Source organism: Aliiglaciecola sp. LCG003 (genome assembly GCF_030316135.1).
Lineage (GTDB): Bacteria > Pseudomonadota > Gammaproteobacteria > Enterobacterales > Alteromonadaceae > Aliiglaciecola.
The window spans coordinates 200357-224103 of sequence record NZ_CP128185.1 but is presented as its reverse complement, the minus strand read 5'-3'; the positions used below and the strand labels follow the sequence as shown (position 1 = coordinate 224103).

General features: G+C 43.1%; 17 protein-coding genes. 10 read left to right on the top strand and 7 right to left on the bottom strand.

Translation table 11 applies throughout. The features are described from left to right. The first annotated feature begins 113 nt into the window (after nt 1–113). The 6 genes from QR722_RS00935 (at nt 114) to QR722_RS00910 (ending at nt 8955) form a co-directional block, all read left to right on the top strand. Nucleotides 114–1550 (top strand): protein adenylyltransferase SelO, encoded by a 1437-nt coding sequence (locus tag QR722_RS00935; protein ID WP_286284890.1) that lies wholly within the window; start codon nt 114–116, stop codon nt 1548–1550. Next, nucleotides 1538–1843: a DUF3630 family protein gene (locus tag QR722_RS00930; protein ID WP_286284889.1), complete on the top strand. Its 306-nt coding sequence runs from the start codon at nt 1538–1540 to the stop codon at nt 1841–1843. The genes QR722_RS00935 and QR722_RS00930 overlap by 13 nt, the downstream gene beginning before the upstream one ends. A 37-nt stretch (nt 1844–1880) precedes the next feature. Further along, nucleotides 1881–4751: an EAL domain-containing protein gene (locus QR722_RS00925; protein WP_286284888.1), complete on the top strand. Its 2871-nt coding sequence runs from the start codon at nt 1881–1883 to the stop codon at nt 4749–4751. A 74-nt stretch (nt 4752–4825) separates the two neighbouring features. Then, entirely contained in the window at nt 4826–5449 is a 624-nt protein-coding gene (ribA, locus tag QR722_RS00920) for a GTP cyclohydrolase II (RefSeq protein ID WP_286284887.1), read from the top strand. 268 nt (nt 5450–5717) lie between these two features. Next, nucleotides 5718–7172: a DUF3300 domain-containing protein gene (locus QR722_RS00915; protein WP_286284886.1), complete on the top strand. Its 1455-nt coding sequence runs from the start codon at nt 5718–5720 to the stop codon at nt 7170–7172. 133 nt (nt 7173–7305) lie between these two features. Then, entirely contained in the window at nt 7306–8955 is a 1650-nt protein-coding gene (locus QR722_RS00910) for a response regulator (RefSeq protein WP_286284885.1), read from the top strand. A gap of 7 nt (nt 8956–8962) precedes the next feature. On the opposite strand, the gene QR722_RS00905 is transcribed toward QR722_RS00910, so the two are convergent. Together QR722_RS00905 and QR722_RS00900 are read right to left on the bottom strand one after the other, a co-directional pair. Then, nucleotides 8963–10072, bottom strand: coding sequence for an aminotransferase class V-fold PLP-dependent enzyme (locus tag QR722_RS00905; RefSeq protein WP_286284884.1), 1110 nt, complete (start codon nt 10070–10072; stop codon nt 8963–8965). Next, complete coding sequence (locus QR722_RS00900) at nt 10069–10824, bottom strand: tryptophan 2,3-dioxygenase family protein (protein ID WP_286284883.1); 756 nt, start codon at nt 10822–10824, stop codon at nt 10069–10071. Before QR722_RS00900 ends, QR722_RS00905 begins: the two co-directional genes overlap by 4 nt. A gap of 134 nt (nt 10825–10958) precedes the next feature. Here QR722_RS00900 and QR722_RS00895 point away from each other — a divergent pair, with 134 nt between their 5' ends. After that, a complete protein-coding gene (locus QR722_RS00895) occupies nt 10959–11420 on the top strand; it encodes an Lrp/AsnC family transcriptional regulator (protein WP_286284882.1) in 462 nt (153 codons plus the stop codon). On the opposite strand, the gene QR722_RS00890 is transcribed toward QR722_RS00895, so the two are convergent. From QR722_RS00890 to QR722_RS00870, 5 genes are all read right to left on the bottom strand, one after another. After that, nucleotides 11417–12286, bottom strand: coding sequence for an ATP-grasp domain-containing protein (locus tag QR722_RS00890; RefSeq protein ID WP_286284881.1), 870 nt, complete (start codon nt 12284–12286; stop codon nt 11417–11419). The two genes, QR722_RS00895 and QR722_RS00890, sit on opposite strands and share 4 nt — an antisense overlap. Nucleotides 12287–12327: 41 nt before the next feature. Next, nucleotides 12328–12540 (bottom strand): hypothetical protein, encoded by a 213-nt coding sequence (locus QR722_RS00885; RefSeq protein WP_286284880.1) that lies wholly within the window; start codon nt 12538–12540, stop codon nt 12328–12330. Between the two features lie 27 nt (nt 12541–12567). Further along, the gene (locus tag QR722_RS00880) at nt 12568–12954 is read right to left on the bottom strand and encodes a hypothetical protein (RefSeq protein WP_286284879.1); all 387 of its coding nucleotides are present in this window, start codon (nt 12952–12954) and stop codon (nt 12568–12570) included. A 145-nt stretch (nt 12955–13099) separates the two neighbouring features. Further along, entirely contained in the window at nt 13100–14107 is a 1008-nt protein-coding gene (locus QR722_RS00875) for a hypothetical protein (protein ID WP_286284878.1), read from the bottom strand. A 104-nt stretch (nt 14108–14211) separates the two neighbouring features. Beyond that, nucleotides 14212–14742: a DsrE family protein gene (locus QR722_RS00870; protein ID WP_286284877.1), complete on the bottom strand. Its 531-nt coding sequence runs from the start codon at nt 14740–14742 to the stop codon at nt 14212–14214. A 485-nt stretch (nt 14743–15227) separates the two neighbouring features. On the opposite strand from QR722_RS00870, the gene QR722_RS00865 reads away from it, so the two are divergent. The 3 genes from QR722_RS00865 (at nt 15228) to QR722_RS00855 (ending at nt 23737) form a co-directional block, all read left to right on the top strand. Further along, entirely contained in the window at nt 15228–16394 is a 1167-nt protein-coding gene (locus tag QR722_RS00865) for an efflux RND transporter periplasmic adaptor subunit (RefSeq protein ID WP_286284876.1), read from the top strand. Nucleotides 16395–16405: 11 nt separating this feature from the next. Then, a complete protein-coding gene (locus QR722_RS00860) occupies nt 16406–19561 on the top strand; it encodes an efflux RND transporter permease subunit (protein WP_286284875.1) in 3156 nt (1051 codons plus the stop codon). 174 nt (nt 19562–19735) lie between these two features. Further along, a complete protein-coding gene (locus tag QR722_RS00855; protein WP_286284874.1) occupies nt 19736–23737 on the top strand; it encodes a hypothetical protein in 4002 nt (1333 codons plus the stop codon). Nucleotides 23738–23747: the final 10 nt, after the last annotated feature.

The window sequence follows — 23747 nt, the reverse complement described above, 5'->3', positions numbered from 1 at the left end:
TAGTGCTTATTAGATTAAGTAAAAAATAGTATGCTCTGATTGCGACCGTTTCAGTCACAACTTACTGAATCAGAATAAACCATAGACTAGTCATTTACTATACAGGCCAAACCGTGCATTTTGATCACTCATACGCAAAAAATTTAACAGCTTTGGTAACACCAATGACGGTGTCACCATTATCTGAACCCCAATTGCAATTGTATAATCAGCCCTTAGCTGAGCAACTCGAATTGGACCCAAGCTTCAGTGAGCAGAGCCATCTATTTACTCAATTATTTAGCTCCCAAGGCGCACTCAATCAACACGCAGTGGCCCAGAAATATGGTGGACATCAATTTGGCGGCTGGAATCCAGAGTTAGGTGACGGTCGCGGCTTATTATTGGCCGAGGTGGTGACGCACGCAGGACAGAGATGGGACCTGCATCTTAAAGGTGCAGGTAAAACCCCCTATTCCCGATTTGGTGACGGCAGAGCCGTGCTGCGCTCAACTATCCGGGAATATTTAGCCAGTGAAGCGTTACATCATCTAGGTATTCCCACCTCTAGAGCCCTGTGTTTAGTGTCCAGTTCGGAGCCAGTCTATCGGGAGAAACAAGAGACAGGTGCGATGCTGATCCGTGCTTGTCAAAGCCATCTGCGTTTCGGCCATTTTGAATATTTTTATCACAGTAAGCAGTTAGACAAATTAGACGCATTATTTGAATATGCATTGCAGTATCACTTTAGCGCCTGCCGTGAGCATGCGAATCCACACCAAGAAATGCTTCGACAGGTGGTACTTTCAACCGCAGATATGATTGCGAAATGGCAATCATTCGGCTTTTGTCATGGTGTTATGAATTCTGACAACATGTCTATTCATGGAATTACTTTTGACTTTGGCCCGTACGCATTTTTGGACAACTTTGACTCACAGTATATTTGTAATCATTCCGACCATGGGGGTCGCTATGCCTATGACCAACAACCCGGTGTCGCGTTATGGAACTTAAATGCGTTAGCCCACAGCTTTACGCCATACTTAAGCATCGATGAAATCAAACACGTTTTAGCCGAATATGAACCAAGGTTACTCGACCAGTATGCGTCGCTGATGCGTTTAAAACTAGGCCTTCATCAACCTCAAGAAGATGACCTAGAATTGGTGAATGGCTGGTTGTCGATGTTGGAACAAGACAAACGAGATTTTAGTCAAAGCTTCCGCCTATTGTGCAATCAAGCAATTAGCGAGAACCAATTCGTTGACCACTTCATAGACCGTCAACGGGCAAAAGATTGGTTCGTCCAATACCGCAGCAGACTCGCCATCGAAACCTTATCAGCTGAGTCGCGCCAGCTGCAAATGCAGCAGGTTAATCCGAAATACATCTTACGTAATTACTTAGCCCAAATTGCGATTGATCGTGCCGAAGAGGGCGATTTTTCTGAATGTGAGCAACTGCTTAAAGTATTGGCTAATCCGTTTGACGAACAAAATAATTTTCAAAGCTATGCTGCGACGCCGCCAAGCTGGGGACAAGATATGGAGATTTCATGCAGCAGCTAAATTCTGCTAGATGGCAGTTAGAAGGGGAAAATTTAGTCTCATCAATAGCCCCTTTCCCCGCTCAGGAAGTGACTATAGAATGGGCATTATTGCTTATAAAATCAACAAATTGCATCATTCAGGAGGTGAGTCACGGAGCTGACCGGGCACAAATTCAATTTATCTACGAAGAAGGGTCATTTATGCTTTGTTATGACGCCACTTGTGAGGCAATATGGATAGAATCTTTAAGTAATGTTAGCAAAACATCATTGCTAAACTTGCTAGTAGATCTGCAATCTCACAATATTTAGCGTGGATCTAGCACTACAATATGGATGGTCAGTTAGATTGGATTTAGTTAGAGTTTTTTCCTTAGCAGTATGTATTGCCTTCGCAGCACTGTCGTCACACGCCTGGGCGGACGTGGCTGATAAAAAGCCAATCAGGCTAGAGCAGTCTACCCAGCATCTTGAATTGCACTCCTATTCTGAGGTTTTGCTGACCAACAAACGCAGTCAACTTTCACAAGTACAGGCGATGCAAGGTTGGACCACTAATTGGAACACCGCTCCGATGGGTGAAAATCAAGCAATGTGGGTGCGCTTTTCCTTTGAACATATCGACAATAAAAGAAATAACTATTTTGTAGTAGTGGGTAATCCTTCAATTAATTTTCTAGATGCTTATATTTTGGATGAAAAAAATAGAATTCTAGAATCCTATTTAGTGGGAGCCAAACGGGAAATTACCCAACGCCCGTTCAGTCATCGCAATTTTGTATTACCGTTAACCCTTGATGAAAATCAACTGGTCTCAGTTTACTTAAGAATTAGAGACGATGGACCCAGCACAGTGGCATTGGATCTCTGGAGCGAAAACGCACTTATTGCTGAAGAGCAATTTCGATTAGCTTTTATCGGCGTAATTAGCGGCGCATTAGCAATACTTTTTTTCTATTTTTTAATTACTTACGTAATTCTACGAAGCCCCACTCGCTTCTGGTTTGCAATTGCCAACGCCAGTTTATTGATGCTTTTTTTAAACATAAACGGGGTTGTGACTCAACTAACTGGCCTAGGGGCTTATTCCGCCCACATCAGCAGTTTATTAATTGCGATTACCATTTTTACCGCTGCAAAGGTATCCCATAACCTACTTGTGGCTGTCCCCATTTATTGGCGTTTTATATCTTATATGATGGCAATAGCTCTGGTGGTGGTTGCACCCACTTTAAATAGCTACTGGCAGATTATAGTCGCCTCGGCGTTAACGGCCGCCGCGGTTCTGTTGCACTTATTGTTAGCATTAATTTATCACCATCGTGAACACCCATTGGCCAACCGACTTTATATATTTGGATGGCTAATTATCAGTGCAATCAGTATGTTAAATGTAAGCCTTTATTTATCTGGCGCCGTCCTTCCCGTCGACTATGATCTGATCAGTTCTTTCCTTGTGATGACTGGCGTGCTGTTAATTGCAGTTGCAATTGAGAGCCATGAACAGAACATCATTCGCGTGCAACACACGCACCAGCAGACAGCCTTAGCAGATTTACGTCAATTTTATGATCTGTTTAAAAACTCCGCTGAAGGACTCTACACCTCCACCATAGACGGTAAGTTAGTCACCACTAATCCTGCCATGTGTCAGCTGTTTGGCTTCGAAAATGAAGCGCAAATGTTGGCTGAAGTGCAGGATACGTCGCAGCTCTATGCCAATCCACAGCAGCGCGATGGATTACTTAATGAAATATTTGATAAAGGAATGGTGCTTGGTCGAGAGATAAAAGGTATCCGCAGGGATGCCAGCGAATTTTGGTTTTGCATTTCCGTGCAACTAACCCGTAATGGCGACGATGAATTTTTCTTCGGATCGATTTTCGATGTTACAGAGAAAAAGCAATCCAGTATCAGCCTAGAGTATTTAGCCACCCATGATTCACTCACCGGTGTTTATAACCGCCGTGAGTTTGAGCAAAAATTGCGGGACGGTATTCGACGAGCAAAGCAATTGAAGCAAGATTTAACCTTACTCTACATGGACCTTGATCAATTTAAAGTGGTTAATGATACCTGTGGTCATAAAGCCGGCGATGTATTGATAAAGCAACTATCACAAATACTCAGCGATGTGGTAGCAGGTAAGGGCGTTCTAGCACGTTTAGGTGGAGACGAATTTGGTGTAATCCTTGAGGCTGAGAATACAAAGTCGGCCCATCTCCTGGCCAGCCAAGTGCTAAATGTTGTAAAAGAGTTTCGTTTTGTGTGGGAAAATCGCATGTTTACCACAGGTATCAGCATAGGTTTAGTTGATTGGCATGATGGCGCTGAGACCCCAGAGCAACTCATGAGCATGGCAGATGGAGCCTGTTATGTAGCGAAGGAGCAAGGTCGAAACCGACTCCATGTCTACTCTGCTAGCGACCATAAAATGCAACGTTATGAATCCGAATTGAAATGGGTCTCGCAAATTAACCAAGCATTAGAGAACGATCATTTCGTACTTTACTATCAACATTATTATCCCCTATCCAAAGTGAACGACGGATATCATTATGAGATTTTACTGCGCATGGTTGGCCCGGATGGTGAAATAGTCCCTCCTGCCGCATTTTTGCCCTCAGCAGAGCGCTATGGGCTGACGGCGCAAATCGACAAATGGGTGATACAAAACACATTTAAGTGGCTGTCTTCCAAGCCGGCCCATTTGGCCAAATTGGAGCGATGTAACATCAACCTTAGCGGCCACTCTTTAGCTGACAACGATCTTAAGATGCATTTACTTAGTGGTTTTGAGAAATACAATATTCCACACCACAAAATTTGTTTTGAGATCACCGAAAGTATGGCCATCGTTAAAATGGAAGAAACTCTGCGGTTCATTAATACCTTTCGCAAGCTAGGTTGCACTTTCGCCTTGGATGATTTTGGCAGCGGCTTCTCCTCTTATAGTTATTTGAAGAATCTACCGGTTAACTGTGTCAAAATTGACGGCAGTTTTGTGCGTGATTTACTCATTGACCCAGTAGACATGGCCATGGTTTGCTCCATCAAAGATGTTGCGAAAGCTATGTCCATGACCACAGTTGCTGAATTTGTCGAGTCTAAAGAAATTATGGTAGAGCTAGGTAAGATTGGCGTAGACTTCGCCCAAGGTTATGGCGTGGCTAAACCTGCACCCTTAGAAAATTTTGTCCCTTGCAAAACCATAAACTAAAGCTTGTAAAAAGGGTAATCGTGCCCATATTGTCTTTCTAAGTAGTCTGTTATTGAAATTTAAGGCCAGTACGCGTGAACAGTGATCCTTCAAATAAATTTGAGTATGTAAGTTCTGCTAAGTTGCCCACCCGCTTTGGCAAATTTACCATCCATGGATTTGTTGAAGTGGATTCGCAGCAAGAGCATGTAGCCTTGTCATATGGTGAATGGCAAAATAATGAAGTGATCCCCGTCAGGATCCACTCCGAGTGCCTTACTGGTGATGCCTTATTTAGCACCCGTTGTGATTGTGGCTTCCAATTGGAAAAAGCAATGCAGAACATGGTCGAAAACAAAAAAGGCGTACTGCTGTATTTGCGCCAAGAAGGTCGAGGCATAGGCTTATTGAATAAAATCCGTGCTTACAAGTTGCAAGACAGTGGTATGGATACGGTTGAAGCAAACGAGCACTTAGGGTTTGACGCAGATATGCGCGATTATGCCATTTGTAAATTGATGCTAGATACCTTGCAGGTAAATAAGGTGTCATTGATGACCAACAATCCTAAGAAGCGAGCCGCGCTGGAAGAAATGGGCATTAATGTGGTTAGTCGTACCCCAATCGATCACGGCATGACCGACGACAATCGTGACTATTTGCGCACCAAAACGGAAAAATTAGGACATCAATTCGATCCCCACCTGTTTAAAAAATAATCCACCAACAGCCACACCAATAAGCCAAACAAGATGTTTGGCTTTTTTGTGCTTGTCTACCCATTAATCTGCTGGGGTCACACCATTTTATTGGCCCTAACAACCCTCCCGTTTCCAGCCGCCTAAAATCTAGTTGCCGACGAAATGCGCTTTTATGGTATTTTTCATAGCAAAACTGAAAAACAAAATATTTTCCCCAGTCAAGATTGGTTCAGCTAAGGTTAAGGCCAAGTCCTTTATAAGTACGTTATGTAATGAGGAGATTGCCATGCAAAGCAAAAAGTTATTAATGTACTTATGTGTGATGGGACTGACGGGTCCATTGGCTGCAAACTTGGCCCAAGCTAAACAAGCGAACAATGTGATATCCGTTGAACCAGTTTCTGACCAGCAAAATCGTGCCACAGAAGAAACGCAGACACCTTATAGTCTAAATCAAGCAGAGCTTGATCAGCTATTAGCACCCATCGCATTGTATCCAGACTCGGTTTTATCGCACATCTTGGTAGCCTCCACTTATCCTTTGGAAGTGATTCAGGCAGCGCGATGGCGCGCAGACAACCTCGATTTAGATGAGGAAAGTGCCTTACAAGCAGTGGAAGAACAAGATTGGGATCCAAGTGTAAAAGCACTAGTGCCATTTAACGACTTGTTACAGCAAATCACTGATGATTTAAATTGGCTACAGGATCTTGGGGATGCTTTTTTAGTCAATGAAGAACAAGTATTAGCCAGTATTCAAACCTTGCGACAAAAGGCTTATGCCCAGGGAACATTGAGCAACAGTAAATATATTGAAGTGGTCGAACAGGATGACGATATCATTATCGAGCCGGTAAATAGAGAAGTCATCTATATTCCATACTATGACACCCGGGTCGTATATGGTAACTGGGGGTGGCATGACTATCCTCCCTACTACTGGCATAGACCAACTCATTATTATTGGCATGCAGGCCTATATTGGAGCCCCCGTGTTTATGTTCGGCATAGCGTATTTTATGGCGGTTTTCAGTGGCGTAACCGATATACCGTAGTAAGTCATTATTATCCGCGACGTCCTGGGCGCATTGAAGATGGCATAAAGCGGGTTAAAAGTCATGAATACCAACGCTGGCAACATGATCCACAACATAGACGAGGGGTGCGTTACAACCAGCACACTCCTAAGACTGTATATAGACGAGAAGGCTTCCGTGATAGCCAAAACGTGCGTAACAAAGTGCAAACGGACAAGGTGGTAAGCAGAACTCGCAATCTAAAAGCGCAAAACAGCCAACTAGACGCCAAAAGAACCAAGCAACGCCTTGGTGAACACAGAGTCCAGCAGCGCACTGATGCAGCATCAAAGCAACGCTTCAGCGAGCAAAGAGTCAAGCATCAGCGTGCAGAGGTAACAGCGAAGCAACGTGAGTCGAGACAAACAGATACAAATATTCAGCAAATTGATAAGCGCCGTCAGGTAAGTGCAGAAAGTCGCAATAATGTTATTTCGCCCCCTAAAGCGCATGCCGTGCAACCGATAAAGCAAAAAACCACCGCCGTCCAGACCGATAATCAACCAAAAACTTACATGAGGCAGCAAAAAACGACTGCCCCGACTCAGCAAATTCGTCCACCATCGCGAGTACGCTCAACCATTAGCCATAGCAAATCCTCTTCGCCCCAACGCAGTCCGGCGAACAACCAACGGCATACACCCAGGCAGCAAAAGGAGAGATAAACCAGTTTACTCCAAGGAAGGAGCTTGAAAATATTGTCATCTTGGGCAATGATATCGCTGGCAGACGGTTCCAGAGTAACAACCTTTATTTATTCGTCATCTGCCAGCTACCAACCATAATGGAATATATTTCGTGTTAGCAATCCCACCGCAAGCGTCTCGAGACGAACTCAATGTACTTGTTATCGATGGACAAACCTTAGTCCATGACACCATTCAATCAGCCTTAGTCGATTTGGGAGTGCGCAAGTTTAAAAGCGCCGAAAACGCCTATTATGCGCTGACGTTGTGTGAACAAACCAAGTTTGACGTTGTTTTGATTTCTTTTGATATACGTAGCGATAAAGACGGCTTTAACTTACTGGAGGAGATGAAACTTAAAGGCTATATCTCTAAAACAACTTTAGTTATCTTTCTAAGTGCTGACACGTCCATGACGTTGGTGAACTGTGTTGTTGAATTGCAGCCAAGCGACTTTTGGGTGAAACCTTTAGATCGTAAACGAATTGAAAAACGCTTTAATTACCTGTTCAATATAAAACAAAAACTATACAAACTGAGCTATTGTATGGATCAAGGTGAATATACAACTGCTATCTATTACGCAGAACGTCAGTTAAAAGGCCAAGAATTGAGTGCTTATCATCCGCAAATTAATCGCATGATTGGTAATTGTTTAATGCTATTAATGGAATATTCACAAGCCGAGACATTCTACAAAAACCTCGCAACCCAATATAACTATGGCTGGGTAAAAGTCAGTATCGCGCGCGCCCTGCTCAAGCAGGAAAAATTAGCTGAAGCCGAAGAGCTCACAGCAGAGTTACTCGACCGTGACGATACCCGCTTTACTACATTCGATATTTTAGCAGAATATTATATTGCCAAAGAAGATTACGCCAAAGGCTACGAAATTATCCAACAAGCCACCCAACTTGCTCCTCGTAATATCGACCGAAATAAGAAATCATGGAATCTAGCCAGACTTAATCATGATAAAAAAGGCCAATATACGGCGACCATGAATATGGCCAAATTTGCCAAAAATTCTATCCACGACTCCCCCGATCTAACCCTGAATGTTATTCGTTCGGCTATCGACTTGGCGGCCTCTTTAAATGGTGAAGAAGCCAACAAACTTATTTTGAAGACTGAGCGAGACATTAATTTATTTGTCAATGAACACGGGGCTAACAAAGACTTTAAAGACAAACTAGTGGTTATTTCAGCCCGCATGTTCAATTTGAAAAATGACAAGAAATCGGCTGAAACTTTACTCAAAGAAAATATAAATTTAACTCCCACAGCTTCAATCGAAGACAACTTAGATAAAGTTAAAGCATTTCACGAAATGGGCTACTGGGAAGATGCACTGAAACTGCTGGATACGATTAAGCAGCAGATAGAAGGAGACTCATTTTTAGGACAAGTAATCAATGAGTATCTTGAGCAGGAATCGCAAGAGCGAAAAGACATTCATTACTCACCCAAAGAGCTAGGTGAAATGGCATCAAATCATTATAAAAGTAAACGCTACGATGCCGCATTCAACCTGTTGATTCAAACATTCACCTTGTCACCCAACAATCCGAATATTGCCCTAAGCATCTTAAAAGTGCTGGCCAAATTGGTCGATGAAACCCAGCTCAGTGAAGAACACATTCTGTACTTAGACAAAAGCAAAGGCTTGCTTGAATCTCTTCCCTTGACCAGTCGCCAACAAGGCAGAATGGATGAATATATGACTAATATTGACGCACAATACACTACGGTTAACCATTAATTCAGCGCTAACCGAATGCTTGCGCTACAACCGCCATATCTTGTTCGCTGTTATATATATGAAAAGATAGCCGAATAGTTTGACCACGCTGATCATAAAAGCACTGCATATGATCTAGATTTTGACACACTTGCTGCAGCTTTTTGTCTGACAATTGGGCACACAGAGTTCCACCGATGTTAGCCAAATTAATTGCTGATATTAGGTGCGGTTGAATGACTTCGACTAGTCCTGATAACAACTGACGGTTATGGGCATATACCTGCTCTACGCCAATATCCAAAATTGTTTTCACTCCGCCTAACGCCAATGCATAGGGTGCAATACTTGGTGTGCCTCCCCAGAAGCGACTAGCATTATCAGCATACTGTAAATGCTCGATATCCATCTCAAATGGGTTTTGGTGGGAGAACCAACCCACATCTACTGGATTAAGCTGCCCAATTAAATCAGGATTGATCCACATAAATCCCGCGCCCGGACCACCGCATAACCATTTAACACATGAACCAAACACAACATCGGCAGACCATTGAGTAAGATCAATATTTATCACACCAGCGGACTGCGCTATATCCACTGCAGCCAGCACGTCAAACTGGCGACACAATTTAACAATATCCTCCACCGGAGACACTATGCCAGTATTAGAGTGCACATGGGTTACCAGCGCACATAGTATCTGACTGTCGATATGCTGCTCCCAGCTTTTAATATCATCGGCACTGTATTTGGAATCGATCAATAGCAACTCTAAACCCATAGCCTGCAGTCCTTTGACCACAAACCCCATAGACGGAAAGGCATCATGATGCATTAATACTTTGTTGCGTTTGGGTGAGGGTGCGGGCATTGACAGTAAAAACTTGCTGAAGCCACTAGAGAGATTGGTCTGAGGACAAAAGTCAGCAGCCTTAGCATTAAATAATAGTGCTAAGGCCTCATTGAAGTCTTTGATAACCGTCATCCAAGGATGCCAGGCTTCCCCTCCTGACTTTTTCCATGGATTTAGAAAGTTTTCCGCCAAACTACACTGCGAAGCTTTGCTCAGACAGCCCACAGAATGACTCAAAAAGTAAGGCTTGTCTGGCATATCAAAGCGGTCGTTATAACTCATTTAGCTTCAGCCTGCTTATCATCAAGTAGCGAATCTCGAACTTTCCCATAGGATTGCCCCCACGTATCTGTCATTTGATTCCTGATTTGCCATAGCTCAGGGAAAAATTGATGTTTTGCACCCGACTTGAGCATCTCTACAGGTCTACCTTTGAGAGAACGCGAGTCCATACCGATGGAGCGTTGAATGAGCAACATATGTTGCAAGCGGAATTTTTGTAACAGCTCGTCAAATTCGACCAAAGATTCAGCTATAACATAGCTGTCATCATGTTTATATTGGCTATCATAAATCGCTTCGATTGAGCTATCTCTACCTTGCACATAATGCTGACTAAATACGCTCCACAAATCGCTCGGAATTTTCAATAAGATCCTAAAACCGGGAGATTCTTGCCCACTTCCATTGCCTAATTGTAGACGTATTTGCTGATACTCTTTGGGCGACATTGTCTCTAACAAATCCATTTGTTCGATCATCATTTTTTGCAGCATATGCACACGCTTCATCAAGGTTATTACCCGATGACTCTGTTCCTGTTGCATATACTCAAGCACATCAATCAAAGTATAAACCATCAGCTTCATCCAGAGTTCTTCTACCTGATGGACAATTTGAAACTGAAGTTCATCACCATTACACAAGGTATCCAGGGGTTTTTGACACTTTAACAACGAATCACATTGAAGATAGGCGCCATAATCCAGTATTTCTGGGTTTTCTAATAGGCTAGAGTATTTGCTGCGGTACATAAGCTTTCCAAAGAAATAATCGGGCTGCCAGTGTAACTAAAGCGGACTTGAACATTGTCCTTTTTACTGTTGATATTCGGAACAAAAAGGTACATTGTTTTGCCAGTCAACAAATAATAAGAACGTTAGTGAAAATGGACGATAAAGATAAGCACATCATTTCCAAACTCGAGCAAGATGCACGCCTTTCGTATGCCGCGCTGGGAGAGTCCATTGGACTCAGCAAAACGCCCTGTTGGAACCGGGTAAAGCATTTACAACAGGCCAATATTATTACAGGCTTTGCCGCACAAATTGATCCCTGCGCATTGGGTTTAAGTGTGAGGGCTTTAGTGCATGTGGTGATTGATTTTGAGCAGTACCAAAAATTTGAGCAAGCGATAATCGCCCATAATTTTGTGCGCTCTTGCCATGCGGTTACCGGCGAGTTCGATTATGTTTTGGAAATATTGGCCAAAGACATTAACGATTTTGATAAATTACTCAGAGTGGAATTAAGTCGTATACCAGGCGTGCTGCGTTTCAATACATCGATTTCAACCCGCATGGTAAAACAAAACGGCCTATATACTAGTATGCTTTCGAACCAAGGTTAGCCTTTTCCGTATCGATTGATAAAAGCATTGGCGAAACGGTTAGCAGACTCATCATCCATATTGAAATATAGCGAAGGCTCAATGAGTTCGGCTTCCATTAAAACATATCGTCCCTGAAAAGCGACCAAATCGATTCGAGCGTACAAAGGCTGCTCAGGCAAAGCCAACATTATAGCTTGTCCAGCGGCCAATAACTCCTCTGAAGCCTCGATACTGCGCATTTGTCCACCGTGCTCCTCTTGAACGCGGAAGTCATTACGTTTGGGGATTTTTAAAATGCTATGGCTGTATTCACCAGCAAAGTAAAATAACGAATACTCCCCCTCGCGGACTACATTTCTCAAGAATGGTTGCAGCATATATTCTCGCTCACCAAATACTTGTTCCAACCCTTCCAGCTGTTCTTCAACATCTTGCGGTGTCAATCTGAAAGTATGGTCGGCATTGGCACTTACCCAAGGTTTAATTACTATCTCAGCACAATTAAAATGGGCAAATGCACTTTTGATTTGAGGGTAATCAAAAGATTGGCACCATAGGGTGGGGACTATATCAATTCCCTTCTGCTCTAGCTCCAACAAGTAGTTTTTACTGATATTCCATTTGACTAGATTTAGGCTGTTCTCCAGTTTGGCACTGCCAGCATTAATTTTTTCAAGAACCGCGACAAATTCACTGCAATAGGATTGATAATCCCAAGTGCTGCGGATCACCACGACTTCAAATTGCTCCCAGTCAACATCTTTAGCGTGCCATGACACCTCTTCAACTTCCCAACCAGCTTGTTTGAGTGGTTCATAAGCTAAGTGGTCATAAACAAAGAAGTCTTCCAAATCGTCGGTGGATAGGATGGCTAACTTACGCATAGTGCTTCCCCAAAAAATTTAATTACCTAGGTTAAACAAATTTATCCCGCATCGCCAGTTACATGGGTACCTTTAACAACTGGTAGCTCATCACAAAGTGGCCATTGAGTCGCACCGTCTGGGAGTTTTTCATATAGATCCATATCTTCGAACAACACAAAGAAGTTCTCGTCTGGATTTGTTTGGATAAAAATATCCAGTAGCAATTCATCTTGAGGAAGTGATCTTGCTATGCAACTGTTTTCTACTCCCACGCCAAAGCGCCCCTGTCCCCGCTGATTTTACGCCTGATGTTGTGATACTAGCTTCTGCACGTTACGCATTTGTTGCGCATCATCGGAGCTCAGATTTAACAGCGTAATTTTCTCATTTTGTTGCAGCCCAGCGAATAAAGCTTTACTCAACACTGGGTTCTGACTTACTTCTACCAGATAGATATCTGCAATGATCAGACTGTCATCATCGGCTTGGTAGCCAAGCTCCATTTTGACATCACCCTTGTTGATTACCACCCCTTCATGGGTGCGGATGGCAATACGAATGTGCTCGGGGTTGGCCGTCAAAGGATCAAGTTTGGCCAACTTATACATGCTATAAATAGGCACACTTGTGCATGCGCTGATCAAAACTGACATTAAGGTAAAAACGAGTAGTTTGACGAGTGGCATATTTCTGTCTCTAACACACCGAGCTTTGATGTATTTTAGCTAAGCAGTTTACTACAGACCTATGCTAGCGCCTTAAGTTCAGCATGTTACTAGCACCAACAATTACTGTTTGGTGGAATACATCAACAACATAGGTTTTTCAAAATTAAGATCCCTGTAAAATCTCAATTATGGCGCTAAGTATCGAACTGCCCACCCAAGAAAGCGTCGGAATAAGCAACAAAAAACAAAAACGAATTGTCAGATGTAAATTTTCCGACCATTGGTCAGCTTTAACAATTTCTCCACCCAAAGCGGATAATTTTATCCGATTGGGACTCGGGGCGGTAAAGTTCGCCATGAAAGACGAACTATCTAGCCACTGCTGTGAATAACTACTGCCACTGTGTCGATAGTCGCGCACTACCTCCATTTTCTTTTTTTTGATGATATGTCTAACTCTTAGCAGCGGATAGAATATCAAATTAATCATTAGAAATAGTAAGGTCATAGCGATAATAAAATCTTTGAATCCAGGGGTTCCACCCAGCCAAAATAAAGGAGCCAAGGCCACGGCAAAAGAAAAGAATAGCGCATTCCAAAACACCGTATTGGCAATAGGGAATAATTCGTCGGCACGAAATAGCTCAACTTTAAGATGATGTTCTACAAAGCTATCGATGAGTCGTGTAATTTTATATATGCAAATTAAACTGAGTATGATTGAAGTCCACATAAATAACGCTTGGACGACCAGTGGAAAACGTATCACATTGAGCTCAAAGCCCAACTCATCCACATAAAACAGTCCTTCTGTATAGAAATAACAAAACATCATCATTGATGCTAATCCAAAACTTACCAGCAGATACTTTTTCGGCAGAGCGGCGGCTTCACGTGAGTACTGTATCGCTATGTCTTGACAGGACCGGGTTTCCAGGGCCGTTTGGAGAAATGCCAGACGTGCTTTATCGACAACCAAGGGCAAAACAACAAAGCAAAATGCACCAATTGTAGGAAGCGCCAGTGCTGCGCCAATATCTCGGTATTGAATCTCATGAAGATGACTATGAGGTACGACAATGACACCTAGAATCAGGTTTAAAAAAAGGAAAAATAATGCTGTCAAAATGGCTTGAATCTGCCATTTATGTTTACTAATAAAATCGCTCACGCAGGTACTACTTTACTAAAATGAAATATTAAAATGCTGGTGACATAGTGAAGCCGCTTCGAGCCGCCATTATATGCTATTTTGAGCAAAGGAAATAGCAAAGCTTAAAATGGATTATGAGTATAGCCTTGCTGACTAAGCAGCGCATTGGCTGTCATAGCAGATAAAGCCATTTGCACCTCAGTGATCAATTGTTCGTTTGCAATTCCTTGGTAGGCCGCAGATTGACCACACAGAAATATTTTCACTCTATTGGCTAACAATTTTTCAATTAGATCCCCATTTGGGTTTTGTTGACCAAAGCGAGCCTTATATGCAGCATGATTCAATAAATCTACACCAGCCTTACCGTGTACTACTAATGCTAAATCTATATTTTCTAGTGGAACACCGTTGGCCACATGCATATTAATGAATCGAGCGAGACTATCAAAGCGACGATTGATGACGTTTTCACCGCTGATTTCAGCCACATCGAAAACAACTTTAAAGTGGCTGTCTTTATTTACTAGCGGGTTAGTGTGAACCTTTACATGTTTGCCATATTGGCTAAACACAGGGCCATATTCAAATTTTTGTTGGGCATTACAGTTAAAGCTCAGTAAAAAAACCGCAAATAAACTAAAAATTTTCACCTTGAACTCTCTCCTGATGTTAAATATTGCTTATGTACCTGACTGCGGGAGCGCAAGTCTGTATGGTCTAGGGTGACAGAATTTTGTCAATTGGCCCACTTTGTAGCATCTAACTTAACCTTTATTTGCCTCAAGTTCCTAGCGATTTAGGATTTTAATCTTATTTCTGTCCACATAAACCATTAAAAAATCACGTGAAAACAGAGGTTTAATTCTTCATTTAAATGACGATTCAAGGTAGCATTGCACAATATTTGTTATTGGTACGTAAACTGCTTATTAATAAATTGAAACGTGCCTCGATGCTTAAAAGACTTCAGACACATATGCGCAAACATATATTGTTTTAAACTAAGTCACCTTGAGATGTTCCCGCTGGTAAACGTTACATTTAGAAGATAATGATTAGTTACAATTTGCTAGGATCGCTTAATCGCTAAAATTAGGTATCCTAGCGCAGGAAAATGGAAGACAAGTGAATCACTATGAATAACCCTTGGATAAAAGCTCTACTTTTTTTTGTTGTCATTGGCCTAGGCTTCGGTGGCATGTTTCTAGTTAAAGCGACGGCAGAAGAAGATAAGGATAAGCAGGTAGTCGACACGCGGCCTGTAGTTACGGTTGAAACGGCCGAGTCAATGGATTACCAGGTGTTAATTCATAGCTTTGGTGAGGTTGCACCATTAGAAACGACCAATCTATCCGCTCAGGTATCAGGTCAAGTCACCCATTGGAACGAAAAATTTGTCGCTGGGGGTTTGGTTCAACGAGGAGATGTACTTTTCAGTATTGAAAAAGATGCTTACGAAGCGGCTTTGCTGCAAGCGGAAGCAGAATTATCCCAAGCCAAAGCAGCGTTAATTGAAGAACAAGCACGTGGCGAAGTGGCTAAACGTGAAGCAAGTAACCTCTCTGCCAATCAGGTAAGCGATCTTTACCTGAGAAAACCACAAATGCTTAGCGCTTCCGCTTCGGTTAAATCGGCAGAATCCAAACTAAAAATTGCCCAGCGGGATCTGCGTAATTGCGAAGTCAAAGCACCTTATGATGCGTTAGTCATTGCTAGAGACATCGGCTTGGGAGAATACGTCAATCGCGGCACTGCTGTCGGCGTAATCAATAATATCGAAACGGCGGAAATACTCTTCCCTATAGCCGGTTTTGACAGTGCCTTCTTACCCGCATCGTTACAAAAGCAAGAAGCCATTGTTATTAATAAAGGGGTTAAAACCTTTAGTCGCGTAGGTTATATTTCTAGAGACATTGGCATCATTGATAAAAGCACCAGAATGAGCCAACTAGTTGTTCGGGTAGACGACCCTTATGGTCTCAATAGCAATTTGCCTGCGCTCAAATACGGTAGTTATGTTGAAGTTAATATCTCCGGTCAAACCCTGCAGAATGTCTATCGCCTGCCACAGCAACTAGTCACCAATCGTAAAGTATGGGTGGTTGACCAAGACAATAAATTACAAGCTAAACCGGTAGAAATCATCCGTGAAGAAGGTGCTTTTTTCATTGTTAGTAGTGGATTAAACAATAGTGACAGAGTAGTTTTAACTGTTCCTGAATATCCGCAAAAAGGCATGGAAGTAAGACTTTCTTCAGATGCCAAAGACAATGATCTAGTTGCCCAGCAACCTGAATCTTAGGCAGACACAGTATGACTAATGAAGAAAAACAAACTGGCCTGATTGCCTATTTTGCCAATAATTCAGTGGCGGCTAATTTATTGATGGTTTTCATTATCATCATGGGCGTAATTAGCTACTTCACCATCCAGCGTCAAATGTTCCCCAATATTGAGATTAACTATATCAATATTGAAGCCAGCTACCGGGGTGCTTCGCCACAAGAAATCGAAGAAGGCATTTTAATCAAGGTGGAAGAGGCCCTAAAAGATGTCACCGAAATCAAGAAAAGTTGGTCTCGTGCATACCGCAATAGTGGCCGTGTCACCCTTGAAATTAAAACCGATGAAAACCTAACTGACGTATTAGACAAAATTAAGTTAAGAGTTGACAGTATAGCCACCTTCCCTGCTGAAATGGAGCCAGTTACAATTTCACAAGTTGAGTTTAATCAAGACGTTATCGAAATGTCCTTGGTAGGCGATGTGCCATTGTCAGAATTGAAAACCTTAGCTAAAAAAATCGAAGATGAATTATTGCACATGAACAATGTATCTTTGGTTGGTTTGGATGCACCTGACGATGAAATTGCGATTGAAATACAACCCGGTGAGCTGCGTAAATATAATCTAACCTTGAGTGACGTTACCACGGCGATTCGCCGTCATTCCGCAAACTTTTCAGCGGGTCAGTTACGAACTGAGTCAGGCATAATTTCAGTCAGAGTTGAAAATCAATCCTATAGTGGCGACGAATTTCGCCGAATTCCTATAAAGATTGGTGACAACGGAGCAAAAGTGCTGCTTGAAGATGTAGCCATTATTAAAGATGGTTTAACTGAAGGTGAGCGTTATTTCAAATATAGCGGTAAAAATGCAATCTTTATGTCGGTTAATGCCACCAAAGATCAAAATATGGTGCCGGTCGCAGAATCCGTAAAAGCCTTTATTGAAGCACGCAACAAAACCTTGCCTGAAGGCTTAGAGTTGAAGATATTAATCGATATGACTTTCTATCTGAATGCGCGCTTAGATATGATGTTGAAGAACCTATTTCAAGGGTCGATTCTAGTTGCCTTCATGTTGTCATTGTTTTTGCGCTTCCGATTAGCGCTATGGGTAATGGTCGGCCTGCCAGTGTGTTTCTTAGGTGCGGTTATGACCATGAGCATGTTTGGTATCAGCATTAATATCCTGTCACTGTTTGCATTCATTATGGTGCTAGGGATAGTGGTGGATGATGCAATTGTTATAGGAGAAAGCGCCTATACCGAAGTGGAAAAATACGGCGGCGGTGTCGAAAACGTGGTCAGGGGTGCAAAACGCGTCGCGATACCTGCCACCTTCGGGGTATTAACGACCATTGCGGTATTTGCCCCCTTCACCCAATCCAGTGGACCCGACGGGGCATTTTTCTATAATATCGCCACAGTGGTGATATTGTGTCTTATATTCAGTTTAGTTGAATCAAAACTCATCCTTCCTGCCCATTTAGCACATACAAACTTTAAACCAGTGAAACCAGGTAGTTGGCGAGACCGCTTTAATACTCGCTTCTTTGGATTTGTGAACGGTCCATATCGGAACTTTATCGACAAATGCACTAATTTCCGCTGGTTAGTGTTAGCAGGCTTTATCGCCATGTTAATGATCAGCATAGGTTTGATCATGGCTAATCATGTGCGTATGGTGCCAGCGCCTAAAGTGCCCCACGACTTCCCAGACATTCGTATTGAGATGAATGAAAATGTCTCTGATACGGCCACCATTACTGCGCTGCAAACCATCGAAAGTACCGTCAATCGTGTTGAGCAACAAATCATCGATGAATACGGCACTGGCATGATTAAAGATATGTTGGTCTTTAATCAGGGACGCACACAAGGTCGCTTGGTTATTCCTCTCGTTGACGAAGAAGATCGACCTTTTGATACCTTCGAACTAGCCCGGCGCTGGCGCAAAGCCATTCCTGAAATTCCTGGAATGAAGTCATTTACCGTAAGGGATGACGTTAATGGCGGCGGCGACGACGGAGATTTCGGATTCTTATTGTTTGGGCCTGATATTGAAACCTTAAACGCGGCAGGCAGACAGTTTATTGAAATGCTGCAATATGAAAAGGGCTTATACGACGTCAGCTCAACTATTGACCCAGCCAGCAAAGAAATTCAGATGACCTTACTGCCAGTGGCTTACGATTTAGGTCTAGATTTAGCCACTATCGCCAATCAGGTTGGTGCTAGTTTCTATGGCGGCGAAGCCCAGCGGGTTATTCGTAACGGCGAAGAAGTCCGGGTAATGGTTCGCTACCCTAAACTTACCAGAGAGCGTTTTGCCGAATTAAAATATGCTGTCGTGACCACACCTGCCGGCAAAGAAGTATTGTTAGGTGATGTGGTGTCACTGGAAGAAAAACCAGGCATCAGCTACATACGCCGGGAAGGCGGTTACAGAAGCGTATATGTTTGGGGTGCAATCGATCAGGAAGTGGTAGAGCCCAATGAAGTGGTAAACACCATTGAAGAGACACTTCTGCCCAAACTTAAAGAGCTGTTCCCTGCTGTGAAAACGGAATTGGGTGGTGCGATAGAAGAGCAACAATCGCAACAGAATGAACAGATGATGTTTTTCGTTGCAGGCTTGATCATGATGTATATCTTGTTAGCTGTACCACTGAAGAGTTATATGCAACCCTTCATGATTTTGTTAGTTATTCCCTTTAGTTTCACCGGTGCAATCTGGGGCCATTTCTTTTTTAATGTCGATATCAGCATGATGTCAACATTTGGATTAATTGCCGCAGCAGGGGTAGTCATAAATGACTCCTTGTTGATGACCGACTACGTCAATCAACAGCGAAAAATGGGCATGCCAATTAAGCAGGCTGTACTAGATGCAGGCTGTGCCCGCTTTAGGGCGATTACCTTAACCTCGATAACGACCTTTGCCGGTGTGCTACCGATCATGTTCGAAACCAGCCTTCAAGCTCGTTTCGTAATTCCAATGGCTATTGCCCTTGGTTTTGCCGTGCTGTATGCCACCTTGGTCACTTTGATTTTAATCCCGAGCATGTATCTGATTCTAGATGACCTTAAAATACCATTTAGAGCAATTGGAAGATGGAACCGTAACCGACAAGGAAATCGCCTCGTCGACACTATATCAACGAGTACAAGTACAGAGCTCTAGTTACTAGTTAAACAGTACTAAGCCCGCAGGAATCAAAATCTCGCGGGCTTTTTTGTGAACGATTCCTTTCAAATTTAACCCTTTTTATCAACTGCTTCGTTATGAGTATTTGTTGATCTTTTCGCCGCTACTGGCACACTGATATCTAACCGCTCACAAGGACCTACTGTGGCAATGAAAAAATCCATCCTGATCCCATTATTACTGCTTGCTACAAGCCTAAATAGCCTAGCCGAGACTGCCATTCCCGCAGAATTAAAGTCGTGGATACCTTGGGTACTTGAAGGCTATGAAAAAAGCCAATGTCCAGCCATTAATCAAACTGACTATAATAACCAGGATAATCATATCTGCGCCTGGAGCAGCGCGTTGCAATTAGATATTGCCAGTCAAAACGCAACCTTTAGTCAAAAATGGCAAGTCCTGGATCCGACCTTTGTGCCCTTACCTGGCGACAGTATAAATTGGCCGCAAAATGTCAAAGTGAACAAGCAGCTCTATGCAGTGATTGACTTCAACGGTTACCCCGCCATTGAGTTAAAAGTTGGCAATTACACTCTAACGGGCGAATTTAACTGGAAATCACTGCCAGACAGTATCTCAGTTCCGGCACAAACAGCATTGGTGAATTTAACCGTTGAACAACAAAAAGTGGCCTTCCCTAAAATAGAGAATAGGGAGCTGTGGTTTCAAAACATTGAAATGGATAAACAGCAACAAGATGCTGTTGAGTTGTCCGTGGCCCGTAAACTGACAGACGGTGCTTTCCTTAAATTAGAAACCTATTTGGATTTGTCAGTATCGGGAAAAATGCGCGAAGTAATTCTAGGTAAGGTGTTACCTGAGGGCTTTGAGCTTATTGAGATCAATGCTGAATTTCCGGTTTATATTGATTCGCAGGGCTTACTACATGCCAAATTAAAGCCTGGTGATTGGCAGTTAATGGTTGTTGCCTATGCCAGCGCAACCCATTTGCAGTGGCAGCGGCCAGCAGTAAGTCATCATTGGCCGCCTCAAGAGATTTGGCTATTCCAAGCCGATGAGAAAATTCGATTAGGTAAACTTAGTGGCGCAACCATGATTGATAGCGAGCAAGCAACTCTCCCCGCTCAGTGGTATCAGCTTCCAAGTTACCTGATGAATGTAGGTGACACACTCAGCTACGATATCCAACATCGAGGCATGCCATTGCAATTGGAAAACAAACTCAGTCTGGAGCGGGATTTATGGTTGTCATTTGACAATCAAAGCTTCAACTTTGTCGACCAACTCAGTGGTAGCATGATCAAGGATTGGCGCTTAAGTATGAGTTCGCCTTTTCAACTTGAATCGGCACAGGATAATGATGGTGCGATTCTGATCACGACCACCGCCACCAATGAGTCAGGAATTGAAACCCGTTATCCCGAAGTGGATATCGAGGCGCGAGGCATGCTTGCTGCCCAAAGCAGCTTGCCCATTAGCGGGTGGTCACAAGATTTTGATAAGGTTTCCATTCGCCTTAACCTTCCCCCTGGCCATGAGTTATTTGCCGTAATGGGCGCAGACAGAGTATCTCAAAGCTGGCTGAGCAATTGGTCCATTTGGAGTAGCTTCATTGTATTGCTCGCCAGCATAGTGGCAGGACGCTTAGTCAGCATTCAAGCCGGCATTCTTACCGCTCTAACCCTGATCCTTATCTATCAACAACCTAGTGCGCCTATCGTTGCTATGTTAAACCTGCTACTAGCCCATGGGATGCGCAAACACCTTAATTTCGCTGCGATAAAAAGTATCGTTCTGTTCTACTGGCGCTTGAGCGTAGCCATCGCGTTGGGATGTATATTGTTTTTTGTGGCCAGTCAATTGCGCAATGTTTTACATCCGCAACTAGAGCGAAATAACAGCGCTACACTGATAGAAAATTTTAACGCCAGGCCGGACGTTTTTAACATGCTACCAGACGATGAAGCCTACAAATCAAGCTCTCCAGTCGAAAAAATTGTGGTAACAGGTAGCCGACTTCGTGACAAAGACTTACTTATGGAACGCTATCAATCTGATGCGCTGATGCAAGCCGGTTCTGGGATACCTAATTGGCAATGGAAGCAATATTTTATCAACTGGTCCAGCCCAGTAGCCAGCGAGCAACAGTTTGAAATAATCATTCTGGATAAGAACACTAACCGCGTGCTGAAGAGTATTGGCATAGTGCTGCTCATCGCTTGGCTATACCTGTTAGTTAAACAAAGCTTACATGCTGTGGCTAGTCGCTTACCTATGCGTACCGCGGCGATGGTAATTGGGCTAGTATTTTTATTCCCAGGATACGTGCCAGAAAGCAGCGCTAGTGACTTGCCTAATCAAGAGCTACTTAATGAGTTACGCAACCGCGTCTTGCAGCCACCACCATGTGCTCCCCAGTGTTCATCAATTAATCAATTGACTGTTATCACCTCTGGTAAAACCTTAAACTTGGATTTCGAAGTGCATGCCAGTGTAGACGCTATCATCGCTTTGCCGCGCTCTGAGTTTTGGCGGCCGGAAAAGTTAACCCTCGAGCAAAAAGAGTTATCCAGCATGTACAAAAAAGATGGCTGGATTTATGTGGCCATCCCAAAGGGGATATCTAACTTAAACGTCATCGGTCAACTTGCCAGCATTGATGAGTTGCAACTGCAATTTAACCAGATACCTAAGCGAATCGAACTCTCTGCGAGTAAAGATTGGCAAATTATCGGCGTGCAGCAACATCGCCTTACAGGCAACTCTTTAGCGTTTATCGCCACTGAGCCGCAAGCTTCTGAGGATAATCAACAAGTTTCTCGCTACTTGGCTAAACCCATAGTCAAAGTTACCCGGCGCATTTCAATCGACCAGATTTGGCGTATAGACACGCAAGTTGAACGTATTGCACCTGCCAATGGATCTATTACCGTGCAAATACCCATTTTGCCAGGGGAATTCGTTACAACCTCTAATATGTCGGTTACGGATAATCGAGTTTCAGTAACCATTGCCGCAGGGGAACAGAAAACCAATTGGCGTTCAACTTTGCAACGGCAGCCGGAAATAACCTTGACCGCAGACACAGATCCATCCGTCATAGAAGAATGGGCCGTTATGGTTAGTCCTGCTTGGCATAGTGAATTGAGTGGCGTGCCTATTATCCTGCAACAACAGGATCCAGTGGATTATTATTCTTATCATTTCACACCTTATCCTGGTGAAACCTTGATAATGAATAGTATTCGCCCTGCTGCAGTAAAAGGACAAGTATTAGCTATTGACGCAGCAGACCTAACGGTTGAACAAGGCACCCGTACCGCGACATTAGAACTGGAGATGCAATATCGCAGTACCCGTGGTGGAGAACACAGTATAGATTTGCCGGCCAATTATCAGCTCAAACAAGTCAAAGTGGATAACCAAATAGTCAATCTACAACCCGCTAATAATGCTCTTACCTTGCCCATATCACCTGGTGAACATAGTGTGATCATTTCGATGCGCTCGGATCAAACTCCCGGACTGATGTTTTCCTCACCGCAATTTAATCTTAATGCGCCGGTGAGCAATATCAATACGGTCGTTAAGATGAATAAGCAGCGTTGGATACTCTGGGCTGATGGCCCAACACTTGGCCCAGCTATTTTATATTGGGGTGAACTTTTGGTGTTTATCCTCATTGCAGTGCTGTTATCCCGTTTATCTTTCTCGCCATTATCATGGTTAAGCTGGATTATTCTGGGCTTAGGCTTAAGTTTAAACAACTGGGCGATTTTGATGCTGGTTGCGGCTTGGTTTGCCGCCATCACTGCCAGCACATATCGTTCTAATAAGATGAAGACCTCTAGCTATAATGCGGCTCAAATGGGCTTATATTTCCTATCCGTGATCACCATACTGTCTCTTATTGCAGTTGTTCCCATTAGCTTACTGGGCACTCCAAGCATGGGTATTGAAGGCAATATGTCTTCAAGCTATCAGTTAATCTGGTTTGCGGATAAAAGCACAGGACTGTTGCCAGAGGTATCCATCTTTACCGCGCCGATTTGGTTCTATAAAGGCCTAATGTTGGCATGGGTGATTTGGTTGAGTTTCGCCTTAGTTAGCTGGACTAAGTGGGCTTGGACCAAGTTAGGTAGTCAAGGTTATTGGCAGAAAGCACCTGTAATCGTCTCATCTAAAGAATAAGCATTCTAAT

Coding starts and splice junctions, on each gene's coding strand:
- QR722_RS00905 (WP_286284884.1), bottom strand. CDS start 10,072: ATGAGTTATAACGACCGCTTTGATATGCCAGACAAGCCTTACTTTTTG.
- QR722_RS00930 (WP_286284889.1), top strand. CDS start 1,538: ATGCAGCAGCTAAATTCTGCTAGATGGCAGTTAGAAGGGGAAAATTTA.
- QR722_RS00895 (WP_286284882.1), top strand. CDS start 10,959: ATGGACGATAAAGATAAGCACATCATTTCCAAACTCGAGCAAGATGCA.
- QR722_RS00900 (WP_286284883.1), bottom strand. CDS start 10,824: ATGTACCGCAGCAAATACTCTAGCCTATTAGAAAACCCAGAAATACTG.
- QR722_RS00855 (WP_286284874.1), top strand. CDS start 19,736: ATGAAAAAATCCATCCTGATCCCATTATTACTGCTTGCTACAAGCCTA.
- QR722_RS00865 (WP_286284876.1), top strand. CDS start 15,228: ATGAATAACCCTTGGATAAAAGCTCTACTTTTTTTTGTTGTCATTGGC.
- QR722_RS00860 (WP_286284875.1), top strand. CDS start 16,406: ATGACTAATGAAGAAAAACAAACTGGCCTGATTGCCTATTTTGCCAAT.
- QR722_RS00915 (WP_286284886.1), top strand. CDS start 5,718: ATGCAAAGCAAAAAGTTATTAATGTACTTATGTGTGATGGGACTGACG.
- QR722_RS00890 (WP_286284881.1), bottom strand. CDS start 12,286: ATGCGTAAGTTAGCCATCCTATCCACCGACGATTTGGAAGACTTCTTT.
- QR722_RS00880 (WP_286284879.1), bottom strand. CDS start 12,954: ATGCCACTCGTCAAACTACTCGTTTTTACCTTAATGTCAGTTTTGATC.